Genomic DNA, 13,834 nt, shown 5'->3' on the forward strand with positions numbered 1-13,834 from the left:
ACCCAAAACGGAAATTTTGGCCGGTGCGGGTGTAAAGGAAAACCGACATGGCCCTTGACAGTATTTCCGAGACGATAGCGCATTTTGTTGGAACATTTGAGCTTACGATCGAACAGTCCCGGTTGCGGGATCAGTACGAGGAATTCACAGCGCTGAGGCGCAAAGCCGAAGTCGAAGGGCTGGACGATCCGGCCTCGATCCATATCAAGGCAGACTTGGATATTCCGGCAGGCGAGTACAAAGCTCTGCCCTACAGTTTTCAACCCTCTGAACCCGAAATGCCGCTGCCGGCTGCACCTCTTGGGCCGGTGTCAGAGGCGGTGATTGTTTTGGACGGTCCCGGAGAGCCTGTGCGTTATGTGCCGGAAAACGAAATAAGCGATACAGGCCCGTCTTCCTTTGTCCAACTGATCATTCTGCAACCGGAAACCGTGCCGCTGGGATCGGCCGTGACCGTTACCGTGCAGACGGTTTACATGCGCGACAATGACGTTGTGGGCGACGGAGATTTTCGAGACCCCGAAGCGCTAATGGTGCAGGGCGAGCAGATGCTAGACATGGCTCTGTCGCTTCACGCCATTGCCGCGCCATCATTTTCACTCGCGGACTACCAATCGACCGAAATGCTCGCGGCACTCGCCGATCAGATGGCGAACCCGATGATCTCGGACATTGAAGGCGTAACAGTGCATCAATTCCACGGCGACGATGCGATGGGTGTGATCGTCAACGGCGAATACGTCACGGACGCTCCGGAATGGAAAGATCTGCTTCCCGAATATCATCAGCCCGATGACACGGAAAACACGGCTGAGCTGCCGTATCCTGAAGAATGGGATCAGTCAAAGGACCCAGAATTTGATGACGGGCACCTGGTTGTGACCGGTGGCAACGTTGCGATCAATGCAATGGCGGCCACTGTGGCTTGGGTGGATGCCCCAATTATCGCGGTCGGAGGGCAGGCGGTCAGCCTGACGGCCATTAGTCAGGTCGCAGTTGTTTCCGACTGGGATCAAGGTGAGCCGGGAACGGGCAGTGGCACAAACATCGTGCAGACCTCGCAAATCGAGGTCGAATCCAAAACGGCACCTTGGCTGGGTGCATCATCTGGCGCTGCGTCTGCGGCACCGATTGTTATCGTGGACCATGTTCAGGGTGATCTGGTCGTCGCGAATTTCATCAAGCAGGATATCGATGCCACGGATATCGACCAAATCGAGACCGAAATTTCTGCTTCGTCAACCATGTATGCGCTGGGCGACAACGAGATGTACAACGTCTCGGACCTTATTCAGCTGGGCAATTATTATGATGTGATCATCATCGACGGAAACATGATCTCTGTGGACGTTGTAAACCAGACACTCGTGTTGGTTGACGACGATGTCATTAGCGGCGGCATGGACCCGGCAATGGACGAAGACGAAGCGGGTGGCGACGAAAACCTCGTGATGAACGAAGCCTCTGTCAAAACGGTAGGGGATGACACCTATCAGGACATGTCCCAAGAAATGTCGGACACTATGGCGCTGGCTGATGACGACATAGCCGCGCTTGAGGATGCCTTGATGAATAATCCTGATTTCGCCGGGATGGAGCAAATACGCGTTCTCAAGATCGACGGCGATTTGGTGCAGGTCAATGTCGTGGAACAGACAACCGTGGTGCAGGATCAGGACGACATAGAGCTATCCGGCCCCGATGCATCCCAGACAGAAGTGGTTGCTGGCAGCAACGCCCTGTTGAACAGCGCAAGCGTGACCAAGATGGGTGTGGATTCGACAATCATGGCCGCAAACGGAGCGTACTCGGATCTGCTTCTGCATCAGGCCAGTCTGCTCGACATGCCCACCAATGAAGACATAACGGCAATGACCAATGAAGCCATCGCCGCAATCATGAGCGATATGAGTGTCGCACAGCCTGATGCAGCGTTGGCTTTGACCGCTCCAACAACTGATACCACGACCAACTACGATGGCCTGCAAACCGTGCTGGCTTGATTTTTTCGTTTTTTACCGAGTGACCAGAAAGTTAGTAGATGTCGATCGTATTTACGTCGCGCCGCCCGTACTTATCCAGCCCCTTGGACAGGCAGGGCGGAGGAAGGCCGCAAAGCCAAAATCTTGGTGAAAAGGTGAAACCCACGCCCGAAGGGCCCAAAATTGCGCCGCGTCTGCATCTGACAAAGCAGATGCGCGTGTCGGACCCGAAAGCAAAACAGTCAGTGAAACCTGAGAAACTGAAGCAATCCGAAGATCACGACCACTCACGCGAACAACTGCGCGCTGATCCTCCCCATCAGTGTGCAAAGCCGCAACCCGTGCAAGACAAAGACCCAACGGGTGGCGGCAATGGGGTGGCTGATGCTGATGGCCCCGGTCAGGTAACCGCCGAGGAAACGACTGCGCGCAAGACCCCCTCTGCGCGCGCGGCCGGCGAAAACCGCATGGGCACCACGATCGAGGCCAAGGCAAACCAACCTCTGCCGCAAAATCAGACTGGTGGCGGAGACGGCAAAGGGCCACCCCAAGCCTTTCACAAGCGCACCCCGCCCGAGGACTTTCAGCGCACCCTGCGGGTGTCGATCCGCGCGATCTGGCGCAACCTAGCTTTTGTGCTGGTTCTGACTTGCGCCACGAACATTTTGATCCTGGCGATCCCGATATACCTGTTTCAGATCAGTGACCGCGTTCTGACCAGCCGGTCTCTGGATACATTGATCATGCTGACCGCAATTGTTGCGGGCGCGGTGATCTTTCAGTCAGCCTTCGACGCGGTACGCCGTTTCATGCTGATGCGCACCGGGGTCGAAGTGGCAGCCCGTTTGGGCGCGCCGGTTCTCAGCGCGGCGGCCCATGCGTCGCTGCATGGCAACGGGCGCGAATACCAGACGTTAGGCGATTTGCAGCAACTACGTGGCTTTCTGGTTTCGGGCACTCTTATCTCGTTCCTGGACGTCCCCTTCGCGCCCTTGTTCATCCTGATGATTTTCCTGGTGCATCCGCAGTTGGGCATGATCGTTGTCGTAACCGCGCTGCTCTTGATGACGATTGCCCTGATCAACCAGAAAATGACGGCCAAACCCTTTGCCGAAGCCAACAAGGCGCAGTCGCTGGCGAACCAGCATCTGGATTCGATGTCACGCAACAGCCAGATCATCAACGCGCTGGCCATGATCCCCGAAGCTGTGCGGATCTGGGGCAGGGACACCGCTCAGTCTTTGACTTGGCAGGTGCGCGCTCAGGACCGCAACGTGATCTTCGCAGCGGTTTCACGCGCTGTCAGGCTGCTAACCCAAATCGGTATTCTGGGGTGGGGTGCCTATCTGGCGTTGCAAGGAGAGATCACCGGCGGGATGGTGATTGCCGCTTCGATCATTGCGGGGCGCGCCTTTGCGCCCATCGAAGGCTCGATCGAGGGTTGGAACAGCTATCTGCTGACACGCGGCGCATATGGGCGGATCAAGGCTTTGCTGTCGACCTCTGCCCTGCAATACGAAAAGCTGCGCCTGCCGCGTCCCGAAGGCCGCTTGGATGTTGAACGCTTGCTGTATGTGCCCGGTGGGACCAAACGGGTGGTTTTGAACGGGATCACATTCTCGCTGACACCCGGAGAAACGTTGGCCATTATCGGCAATTCCGGTGCGGGGAAGACGACGCTGGGGAAAACACTGGTCGGGTCTATCCTGCCCACTTCGGGCAGTGTGCGGCTGGACCTGATGGATATTCGCAACTGGGATCCGCGCCAGTTTGGGGAAAGCATCGGCTACCTTCCGCAGGATGTCCAACTGTTCCCCGGCACGATCAAGGACAACATTGGTCGGATGCGGGCAGATGCGACCGACGAACAGATCCACGATGCTGCCGTTTTAGCCGATGTTCACAACATGATCGCGACCCTGCCGCAAGGGTATGAGACGGTGGTGGCCGCAGATGGCGCGCCTTTGTCTGGTGGGCAAAAGCAACGTATAGCGCTGGCGCGGGCGTTCTTCGGCAACCCGAGAATGGTTGTGCTGGATGAGCCGAACTCGAACCTCGATGTTGCCGGTGACAAAGCGCTGGCCCGGGCGATTGAGCAGGCGCGCGAAAGCAAGATCACCGTAGTTGTCATCACGCAGAAACCGACGCTGTTGAACGTAGTCGACAAGATCATGTTGCTGACCGATGGGCGCGTGGCCTTGTTCGGTCAACGCGATCAGGTTCTGCAACAAATCAACGCGCCGCGCAAACAAACCCGAATTGAAGGCCAGCAGGGGGGCTGAGCATGAACGACCTCGTACCTGTGAAGAATTCTGCCGACGAACCTCAACTTTGGTATGCCGAGGTTCCGCGCTCGATCAACCGGCTGATTGCCATCGGACTGGTCATGCTGCTGGTGTGCTTTGGCGGTTTCGGGGTCTGGTCCTTCAGCGCCCCTCTGGCGGCTGCGGTGATTGCGCAGGGCAGTTTTGTTGCAACCGGTCGCAACAAGATCGTTCAACATCTCGAGGGCGGGATCATCGAAGAAATTAAAGTAGTCGAGGGGCAGTCGGTTCAGGCCGGGCAAGTGCTGATGACGTTGGACCAAACCTCGGCGCAGGCCAACGAGCGTGAACTGTTCATCCGCAAGATACGCCTGCAAGCCATGACCCAACGGTTGCTGGCGGAATATGGTGAACGCGAACGCCTTGTCTTTTCTACGGACCTTCTTGAAGCTTCCCAGGATGTCGAAGTCATGGCCATTCTGGACGGGCAAAGGCTCAGCTTTGATGTATCGCGCAAGACGCTTCTGAACGATGTCGCCTTGCTTGAGAGGAACATGGAGGCGCTGAAGATCCGGTCAAGTGGGTTTGAGGCTCAGCTGGACAGCATGGTGCGGCGCGCCGAGATTTTGCATGAGGAATATGAGGCCAAAAGCCAGCTTTACGAAAAAGGTCTTGTTCGCAAAGGAGAGCTCAACGCGATCCGACGCGTTCAGGCCGAAGCTGAAGGGCAACAAGCACGGTTGCAGGCTGAGGCAGCCGAGATCAACCAGATGCTACTGAAATACGAAGAACAGATCACGCGCACCCGGTCTGCTTATCGCGAGGCTGCGCTGGATGAACTGGGCGTGATCGAGGCCGATCTGGAAAGTGTGCGCGAAAAGTCTCGTCAAGCGCGCAACGTTCTAGAGCGAGCCGTAGTTCGGGCCCCTGTGACCGGTACGGTGGTGCGATTGCACTATCACACGCCGGGTGGTGTTATTGAAACCGGCGAACCCATTGCCGAAATTTTGCCCGCCGATGCGCCCCTGATCATCGAGGCACAGATTCCCCGCACGGAAATCGACAGCGTAATAACCGGGCAGACTGCCTCGGTCCGTCTGATTGCTTTGAACCAACGCACGACTCCAGTGTTATATGGCGAGGTTTTCTATATTTCTGCTGACGCTTTGCCCGAACAGACCTCGGGCAGTCCGCAGGAAGTGTATCTGGCGCGCATTTCTCTGACACCGGATGAGTTGCAACGGGTCAGTGGCTTTATTCCTACGCCTGGGATGCCGGCCGAAATTATGATCCAGACCGAAGAACGAACTTTTGCCGCTTATATCGCCAAGCCCGTGTCAGACAGTATGTCACGCGCGTTTCGCGAGCATTAGGGTAGGGCTTTCAGGTCACCTCTACACCTTCCAAATTCCGCATGTTACCCTTTGCCGGTGAGGTGAAGGAGAAGATACATGCCGGTGACGGTCAAAGACATGATGGAGGCCGCTAATGCGGTGGTCGCGCGGATCGATACCGCGCAGGCAAAGACTATTCTTGAGCAGGGCGGGCTGCTGCTGGACATTCGAGACGCGGCAGAGCTGCAAGCCACGGGTCGCGCCGCAGGCGCGCACCATATCTCACGGGGAATGCTGGAATTCCGGGCTGATGACACGTTGCAATCCCATGACCCGGAACTGCGTAAAGATCGCCCTATCGTTCTATATTGCGCCTCGGGGGGCCGAGCGGCGTTGGCTGGCAAGCTGCTGAAAGACATGGGATATCGACAGGTCTACAACCTTGGCGGCTTGGCGGACTGGGTAAACGGGGGCGGTGAACTTGTGGGGGCTTGATACAAAACCGTTCTGCATCTGACACAAATCAAGGCAAAACACATTCGAATTGCATGATATATGGCCGGAAGTTACCTAAAGGAAATCCGGACATGTTTCGTCTTGCCGCAATGCTGTATTCACTGATTGCAACTGCCCTGTCGGGTTCGGCTGTGATCGCAGTTTTGACTGCTGGGATGGTTTCGGTCAGCGCAATTGTTGGGGCAGCAGCAGGGGCCGTGATTGCCGCGCCCGCGTCTTGGATGGTAGCCAAGCGGCTGTATCAGGGCGCTTGATCAAGCATTCAGAAACGTTCTGACGGCCGCTTCGAACTCGCGCGGTTTCTCGGCGTGCAGCCAATGCCCAGCGCCTGGGATTTTGGCAAACCGTGCGCTGGGAAACAGCGCGCGGATTTTGTCGCGATGCTCTGGCAGGACGTAATCAGATGCACCACCGGACAGGAACAATGCAGGCCCGGTCCATGATGCAGTTAGCTGGGGAAAGCCCATGATATTGGGCATTTGGTCCGCCAATACATCCAGGTTCAGCAACCAACGTTTGCCATTGATGTCCAGGGATTGCGTAAAGAAGCTTTGCAACGCTTTTTCAACACCCTGTTCGGCCAGTTGTTGTTCTGCGTCCGAACGGCGTTCGATGCGTGAAAAATCAACCGCCCGCATGGCCTGGATGAACTGGATTTGACTGTGCGTGTATTTCACCGGCGCGATGTCGGCGACCACCAGTTTGTTCACCAAGGCCCCATGGTGCAGCGCTAGGGTCATCGCAGCTTTGCCGCCCATGGAATGCCCAAGCACATCGGCCTTACCGCCGACCTGTGTGATCACTTCGGCGATGTCCTGCGCCAGGTGAGGATAGTCGTGCTCGGGGTCCCACGCGCTGCGGGCGTGGTTGCGCATATCCACGGCTACAACTTGCCGTTCGTCCGATAGCCGTTTGGCTATCACACCCCAGTTGCGGGCAGAACCATACAGGCCATGTGCAATGATGAGTGGGGGAAGGGCGGTTGGTGCGCCATGTACAATCGTATTTAGCATAACCCGAGTGATACTCGCGCACATCGCGGACGACCACCCCCATTGTAGGTCTACGAACCAGTCGCTAGATTGCGCGGCAGGAGGCCACCCATGTCGCAAGACCCAGACATTCAGACCCGGATTGCCGATACCGTGGCCTTGTTGCGTGCCAAGCTGGGCGTGCGAGACAAAACCCTTGAGGCATCAATCCGAAAGGCCAAGCGGCGCTTACCGCGTCGTGTCTACAAACAGGCTATGGTGCTGGCCCGAGCCGAGGCGATGGCGGCACATCCGAAACTGAGGCAGGTTCTCGACACACCCAAGCTGATCCGGGCAGCAGATGTGGTGCAGGGGCATCTCAGCGCGATCAACCTGGCCGACCGCAGATGGGGGTGGTTTCTGGGGATGCTTGGTGGCTTGGCTTTTAACCTGCTGGCCCTGACGACACTGCTGCTGGTCTTTCTGTGGTGGCGCGGCTTGATCTGATCTTGGGTTTTAAGCTGCGTACTGTAGCCCAGCGGGAAGAAAAGACTTGAAAAGGCCCTCAAGTGAACCAGCGACGCGCACAGTAGTTCTGCGGATAATCACAAAAAAAACGGCGCCTCGGGGGCGCCGTTTTCTGATATGCTGAACTTCTTACAAGTTCGTATAGATCGGGAAGCGTGCGCAGAGTTCTGCGACTTCGGCTTTGACCTTTGCTTCGACGGCAGCGTTTCCGTCTTCGCCATTGGCAGCCAGGCCGTCGACCACTTCGATGATCCAGTCGGCGATCTGGCGGAACTCGGTCTCGCCAAAGCCGCGGGTGGTGCCGGCGGGTGAGCCCAGACGGATGCCCGATGTCACGGTCGGCTTTTCAGGGTCAAACGGCACGCCGTTCTTGTTACAGGTGATATGCGCCCGGCCCAGGGCTTTTTCGGTCGCGTTGCCCTTCACGCCTTTGGGACGCAGGTCGACCAGCACCACATGGGTGTCGGTGCCGTGGGTCACGGTGTCCAGACCGCCCTTGATCAGTTGATCCGACAGCGCCTGCGCGTTGGTGATGACCTGCTGGATATAGGTCTCGAACTCGGGGCGCAGCGCCTCACCAAAGGCCACGGCCTTGGCCGCGATCACATGCATCAGCGGGCCGCCCTGAATGCCGGGGAAGATGGCCGAGTTCACTTTCTTGGCGATCGCCTCGTCATTGGTCAGGATCATGCCGCCGCGCGGGCCGCGCAGGGTCTTGTGCGTGGTCGTTGTGGCCACATGCGCGTGCGGGAAGGGGCTGGGATGCTCGCCTGCCGCGATCAGACCGGCGATATGGGCCATGTCCACGTGCAGATAGGCGCCGACCATATCGGCGATCTCGCGCATGCGGGCAAAGTCGATGGTGCGCGGGATGGCCGAGCCGCCGGCGATGATCAGCTTAGGCTGGTGCTCTTTCGCCAGCGCCTCGATCTGGTCATAGTCGATCAGGTTGTCCTGCTTGCGCACGCCGTAATGCACCGCGTTGAACCACTTGCCCGATTGGTTCGGGGCCGCGCCGTGGGTCAGGTGGCCGCCCGCATCCAGGCTCATGCCTAAAATGGTGTCTCCGGGCTTGATCAGCGCCTGGAACACACCCTGGTTGGCCTGGCTGCCCGAGTTGGGCTGCACGTTGGCAAATTCACAGCCAAAGAGCTGCTTGGCGCGGTCGATGGCCAGGTTTTCGGCGATGTCGACGAACTGGCAACCGCCATAATAGCGCCGACCGGGATAGCCTTCGGCATATTTGTTGGTCATCACCGAACCCTGCGCTTCCATTACGGCGGCAGAGACGATGTTCTCGGAGGCAATCAACTCGATCTCGTCGCGCTGACGGCCCAGTTCCGACGTGATCGAGCCAAAAAGCTCAGGGTCGCGGTCAGACAGGGATTGGGTGAAAAATCCGGTGTCACGAAGATTGGCGTTCATGGGCGCTCCACATGGCTGGGTGAAATCTTGCGGATTTCCTATCGGAAACGTTGCTTCTCCAAAAGGCTTAAAGCGACGAATTTCTAAGCTGGCGCGTCAAGACTGGCCTATTGGGGAAAGGTATGTTTGTTTCGGAACCAAATGCGTAGGACCGGAAACCGTAAAATATGAAAAAGAGAATCGCCTTTCTTGCCAGTGAGGTCAAAGTGGCGCAGACGGCCCGGGATGCTCTGGTGGCTAAACACGGAAACGCTGCACCGCGCGACGCAGATGTTGTGGTTGCTCTCGGCGGGGATGGCTTCATGTTGCACACCCTGCACAACATGCAGCATCTCGACACACCGGTATACGGTATGAACCGGGGCACGATCGGCTTTTTGATGAACGAATACCACGAAGACGACCTGATCGCGCGTCTCGAGGATGCCGAAGAAGAGGTTATCAATCCGCTGGCGATGCGCGCAATGGATCAATCAGGCAAGTTGCACGAGGCGCTGGCCATCAACGAAGTGTCGCTGTTGCGGGCTGGCCCACAGGCTGCAAGGCTGAAGATCAGCGTTGACGGTCGCGTGCGGATGTCGGAACTGGTGTGCGATGGAGCCCTGCTGTCGACACCCGCCGGATCGACGGCCTACAACTATTCGGCACACGGGCCGATCCTGCCAATTGGTTCGGACGTTTTGGCGTTGACTGCGATTGCCGCGTTCCGTCCCCGCCGTTGGCGTGGCGCGCTGCTGCCCAAGATCGCAAAGGTTCGATTCGACGTTCTTGATGCCGAAAAGCGCCCGGTCATGGCGGATGCCGATTCCATTTCTTTCCCGGACATCGACTGGGTCGAGATCAGGTCGGAGCCGGCAATAGCCCACCGCATTCTATTTGATCCGGGCCACGGGCTCGAAGAACGCCTGATTTCTGAGCAATTCACATAAAAGCTGGCCGCCGTGCACTTTTTTTCGGTTTATGTGAACCAGTTCACATGGAATTGATTGCCGTTTTAGTAATCTTAACTTGCCTGGAGAACACGCCAAGGTGGGAGTGAGTGGCCACCTGAACGGCGTTTTCGAATGATTGTGCAAATTTTGCGCTGGCGAGGGTGGGTGGTGCTACGCTCGTCATCAGATTTCCGGGCTTATTTTAGCAGTTGGACCTCGGGCACAATGACCCGGGGTCTATTTCTTTTTGGAGCCAATTATTCGCTTTTCATTTGATCCCAAAGCGCGGTGCACATTTGACCCACGCGGGTTTCGATTGCCGCAGCGGCGTCTACCGCCAGATCTTCGCGCCATCGCTGCGCTGCAATTTGAACATTAATCGGTTGTGGTCCCTTCGGCAGATCGGCCAAGTGCGCGGGTACGCAGGCTGCCGGAAGCCCCAGGAAGTTCATCGCGTAAGAATACACCGCGCAGCCCAGAACCTCATGCACGCCTTCAGCCCCTTCCGTATCGCGGTCGGGCTTGAAGAAGGGCTGCGGCAAGAAGGGTGACAAAACCAGCGGATAATCTTGCATGAACAGCGACCATTCGCGCGCGTAGTGGCTGCGTTTGGCCAGCATTTTTACCAGCTCGGTTTCGACGATCGGCGGGAATTCCTGAAAGTAGACGTTGAAAATCTCTTGGATGGTTTGCGAACCGGCCGCTTCGATATCCGATTTCATCAGGGTCAGCACTTCGCCCATAAGTGCGCGATAACCGACCCGCCCACATTCGAAAACGTCCGGCGGATCGACCTCATCTACGGCATAGCCAGCATCAACCAACGCGTCGCGCGCCGTATCAAGGGCCTTTTCGACTTCGGGATGCAGAGCATAGCCAAAAGTGTTTTTCGTGAATGCCACCTTGATCGGACCAGCCGGGGATTCACCGCGCCAAGGCATTGGCACATGGAATGGGTCGCGCGCGTCTGCCGAGATCAGGCTGGGCATCGAAAGGTGCAAATCTGCTGCAGTCCGGGTAATCAGGCCCTGAACAGACATTGACTGGGCCAACAAGCCGCGCTCGACCTTTTGGCTTGGGTTCCAGGCGGGAACACGCCCCAGCCCTGGTTTCACTGTGACCGCCCCGTTGGCAGCTGCGGGAAAGCGCAGGCTGCCGCCGATATCATTGCCATGGGCCAGCGCCCCGATACCTGCCATCACGGCCGCGCCCGCTCCGCCCGATGATCCGCCGGGTGAGATATGGCTGCCCCATGGGTTATGTGTGCGCCCGTAAAGCGCGTTGTCCGTATCGGCCCGAAACGAGAACTCCGGCGTGTTGGTTCGCCCGATTACAATGGCCCCAGCCTTTTGCAGATTGCTGACAACCGGTGCGTCATCCGGCGCGATGACGTCTTTCAATGCCACGACGCCGTTGGTGGTAGCGTGACCTTTCTGATCCACATTCACTTTTATCGTGACCGGTACACCATGCAGTGCTCCGCTCGGTTGCCCGCTTGCACGCGCGTTATCCAAGAAATGTGCACGTTCCAACGCCTCTGCGCGCAGATCTTCGACCACGGCATTCAGGTCGGGGTTGACTGCATTCATCCGGTCAATCGAAGCCTGTACAACCTCAGTCGCACTTAGATCACCGCGTCGCGTCAGGGTGGTCAAGTCTGTGGCGCTGAGACGCCAGATGTCGGAATCTGTCATGGGCCCTCACTGTGTTACAGCGACAGTAGGGGGCTTTGTTCCGGTTGCAAGGGCAGACGTGAAAAGGGCGGCCTGCGCCGCCCCAAGATCACTTTGCGTAACCGATTGTTTGTAAGGCGTCCTTGATTTCATCAAGGATGGCAGGATCGTCGATGGTAGCAGGCATTTTATAGTCCTGACCGTCAGCAATCGAAACCATCGTGCCGCGCAGGATCTTGCCCGAACGGGTCTTGGGCAGCCTGTCGACGATCACTGCCAGTTTGAAGGCTGCAACGGGGCCGATCTTTTCGCGCACCATCTTGATGACCTCCTGAACCACATCACCGTGGTCCCGGTCGGCGCCGGCATTCAGGCATAGGAACCCGACAGGCATCTGACCCTTCAACTGATCCGATACACCGATCACAGCACATTCGGCCACGTCCGGGTGGGCGGCCAGAACCTCTTCCATCCCGCCGGTCGAAAGGCGATGACCCGCCACGTTGATGACATCATCAGTTCGCGCCATGATATAGAGGTATCCGTCCTCGTCGATCATGCCTGCATCGCCCGTTTCATAGTAACCGGGGAAGTGCTCCAGATAGGATTTCTTGAACCGTTCCTCTGCGTTCCAGAGGGTCGGCAGCGTGCCCGGAGGCAACGGCAGCTTGACCGCAATGGCGCCCAGTTCTCCCGCTTTCATCGGGTGGCCGCCTTCGTCCAGAATTTGCACGTCATAGCCCGGCATCGGTTTGGCGGGTGAGCCCAGCTTGATCGGCAGTTCTTCGATGCCCAGGGGATTGCCAGCGATGGCCCAACCGGTTTCGGTTTGCCACCAATGGTCGATCACAGGAACGTTCAGCGCATTTTGCGCCCAAATAATCGTATCGGGATCGGCACGTTCGCCTGCCAGATACAGGGCGCGCAAATGCGACAGGTCGTATTTGGCGATCAGTTCACCCTTTGGGTCTTCTCGTTTTACGGCGCGGATCGCCGTGGGTGCGGTGAAAAAGCTTTTGACCTTATGCTCTGATATCACGCGCCAGAAGGTGCCAGCGTCGGGGGTGCCAACCGGTTTTCCTTCGAAAACGATGGTTGTGTTCCCATGGATGAGCGGTGCGTAGCAGATATACGAATGTCCTACGACCCAGCCCACATCGGATGCCGCCCAGAACACATCGCCTGGATCGACGTTGTAGATGTTCTTCATCGACCAGTTCAGCGCCACCAGATGTCCGGCAGTGGGGCGCACAACACCCTTGGGCGCACCCGTGGTGCCAGAGGTGTAAAGGATATAGGCCGGATCGTTACCATCGACCGGTACGCATTCTGCAGGTTCAACGCCGTATTGAAAACCGTGCCAGTTGAAGTCGCGTCCTTCAATCAGTTGAGCAACCTCTTGTTCACGCTGGAATATTACGCAGAATTCTGGCTTGTGATCAGCCAGGTCGATCGCGCCGTCCAGCAGAGGTTTATAGTGCACCACGCGACCGGGCTCCATCCCGCACGACGCGGCGATGATCGCTTTGGGTTTGGCGTCATCAATACGAACGGCCAATTCGTTACTTGCAAACCCGCCGAACACAACCGAATGCACCGCGCCCAGTCGTGCACAGGCCAACATTGCCTCAAGCGCCTCGGGGATCATCGGCATATAGATGATGACGCGATCACCTTTCTCGACACCTTTGGCTCGCAGCGCACCGGCAAGGTTGGCCACACGGTTGCGTAGCTCAACATACGAAATCTCGCGCTTGGTATGAGTGATGGGGCTGTCATAGATGATGGCCGTTTGCTCTCCGCGACCGTTTTCCACATGACGGTCTACCGCGTTCCAGCACGTATTTACCCGCGCGTCGCTGAACCATTCATACAGTGGGGCATTGTCGTCGAACAACGCTTTGCTGGGTTCTTTTACCCAGTCGATCCCTTTGGCGGCGTCCATCCAGAACGCTTCGGGGTCAGTTTTCCAGCTGTCATAAACGTCCTGATACGCCATCTCGTTCTCCTCACAACGACTTGAATATTGTGTTAGGACCCAGAAAACTTTCGGGCAAGCGTGTCAAATGGCGACGCGTCAGTTTATCGCAAAATATTTGCAGGAAACCGCTGAAGAGGCTGCAAAGTTTTGCAAACCTCTTTTCTGCCAGCGGGAAACAAAGATCTCAAGGTCGAGTTTGCAAATCTGCAAACCCTGCGCTGCAAAAAC

Annotated in this window: 11 protein-coding genes; 7 read left to right on the forward strand and 4 right to left on the reverse strand. The window is 57.2% G+C overall.

The window, feature by feature from the left end; all coding sequences use genetic code 11:
- Positions 1-47 precede the first annotated feature (47 nt).
- The 5 genes from GOV89_RS11185 to GOV89_RS11205 all read left to right on the forward strand — a co-directional run bounded on the left by GOV89_RS11185 (position 48) and on the right by GOV89_RS11205 (position 6,350).
- On the forward strand, positions 48-2,003 hold the full coding sequence (locus GOV89_RS11185; protein WP_171238218.1) for a type I secretion protein: 1,956 nt from the start codon (positions 48-50) through the stop codon (positions 2,001-2,003).
- Positions 2,004-2,041: 38 nt separating this feature from the next.
- On the forward strand, positions 2,042-4,264 hold the full coding sequence (locus GOV89_RS11190; RefSeq protein WP_171238219.1) for a type I secretion system permease/ATPase: 2,223 nt from the start codon (positions 2,042-2,044) through the stop codon (positions 4,262-4,264).
- Between the two features lie 2 nt (positions 4,265-4,266).
- Positions 4,267-5,619, forward strand: coding sequence for an HlyD family type I secretion periplasmic adaptor subunit (locus tag GOV89_RS11195; protein WP_171238220.1), 1,353 nt, complete (start codon positions 4,267-4,269; stop codon positions 5,617-5,619).
- Between the two features lie 78 nt (positions 5,620-5,697).
- Positions 5,698-6,075 carry a rhodanese-like domain-containing protein gene (locus GOV89_RS11200; RefSeq protein WP_171177600.1) on the forward strand — a complete coding sequence of 126 codons (378 nt, stop codon included), beginning with the start codon at positions 5,698-5,700 and terminating at the stop codon, positions 6,073-6,075.
- A gap of 92 nt (positions 6,076-6,167) precedes the next feature.
- Positions 6,168-6,350 carry a hypothetical protein gene (locus GOV89_RS11205; protein WP_171238221.1) on the forward strand — a complete coding sequence of 61 codons (183 nt, stop codon included), beginning with the start codon at positions 6,168-6,170 and terminating at the stop codon, positions 6,348-6,350.
- Here the strand turns inward: GOV89_RS11205 and GOV89_RS11210 are convergent, their stop codons facing one another.
- Positions 6,351-7,109 (reverse strand): alpha/beta fold hydrolase, encoded by a 759-nt coding sequence (locus GOV89_RS11210; protein WP_171238222.1) that lies wholly within the window; start codon positions 7,107-7,109, stop codon positions 6,351-6,353. It abuts the gene before it with no gap.
- A 90-nt stretch (positions 7,110-7,199) separates the two neighbouring features.
- Here GOV89_RS11210 and GOV89_RS11215 point away from each other — a divergent pair, with 90 nt between their 5' ends.
- On the forward strand, positions 7,200-7,574 hold the full coding sequence (locus GOV89_RS11215) for a hypothetical protein (RefSeq protein ID WP_171177594.1): 375 nt from the start codon (positions 7,200-7,202) through the stop codon (positions 7,572-7,574).
- Between the two features lie 150 nt (positions 7,575-7,724).
- Here GOV89_RS11215 and glyA read toward each other — a convergent pair whose 3' ends face one another.
- Entirely contained in the window at positions 7,725-9,020 is a 1,296-nt protein-coding gene (glyA, locus tag GOV89_RS11220; protein WP_171238223.1) for a serine hydroxymethyltransferase, read from the reverse strand.
- 167 nt (positions 9,021-9,187) lie between these two features.
- Between glyA and GOV89_RS11225 the strand changes: the two genes are divergently transcribed.
- Positions 9,188-9,949, forward strand: coding sequence for an NAD kinase (locus tag GOV89_RS11225; protein WP_171236476.1), 762 nt, complete (start codon positions 9,188-9,190; stop codon positions 9,947-9,949).
- Positions 9,950-10,209: 260 nt separating this feature from the next.
- Here the strand turns inward: GOV89_RS11225 and GOV89_RS11230 are convergent, their stop codons facing one another.
- Complete coding sequence (locus tag GOV89_RS11230; protein WP_171238224.1) at positions 10,210-11,646, reverse strand: amidase family protein; 1,437 nt, start codon at positions 11,644-11,646, stop codon at positions 10,210-10,212.
- Positions 11,647-11,734: 88 nt separating this feature from the next.
- Entirely contained in the window at positions 11,735-13,624 is a 1,890-nt protein-coding gene (gene prpE / locus GOV89_RS11235; RefSeq protein WP_171177585.1) for a propionate-CoA ligase PrpE, read from the reverse strand.
- Between the last annotated feature and the right edge of the window lie 210 nt (positions 13,625-13,834).

The sequence above is a fragment of the Ruegeria sp. HKCCA5763 genome, assembly GCF_013034545.1.
Classification (GTDB): Bacteria; Pseudomonadota; Alphaproteobacteria; order Rhodobacterales; family Rhodobacteraceae; genus Ruegeria.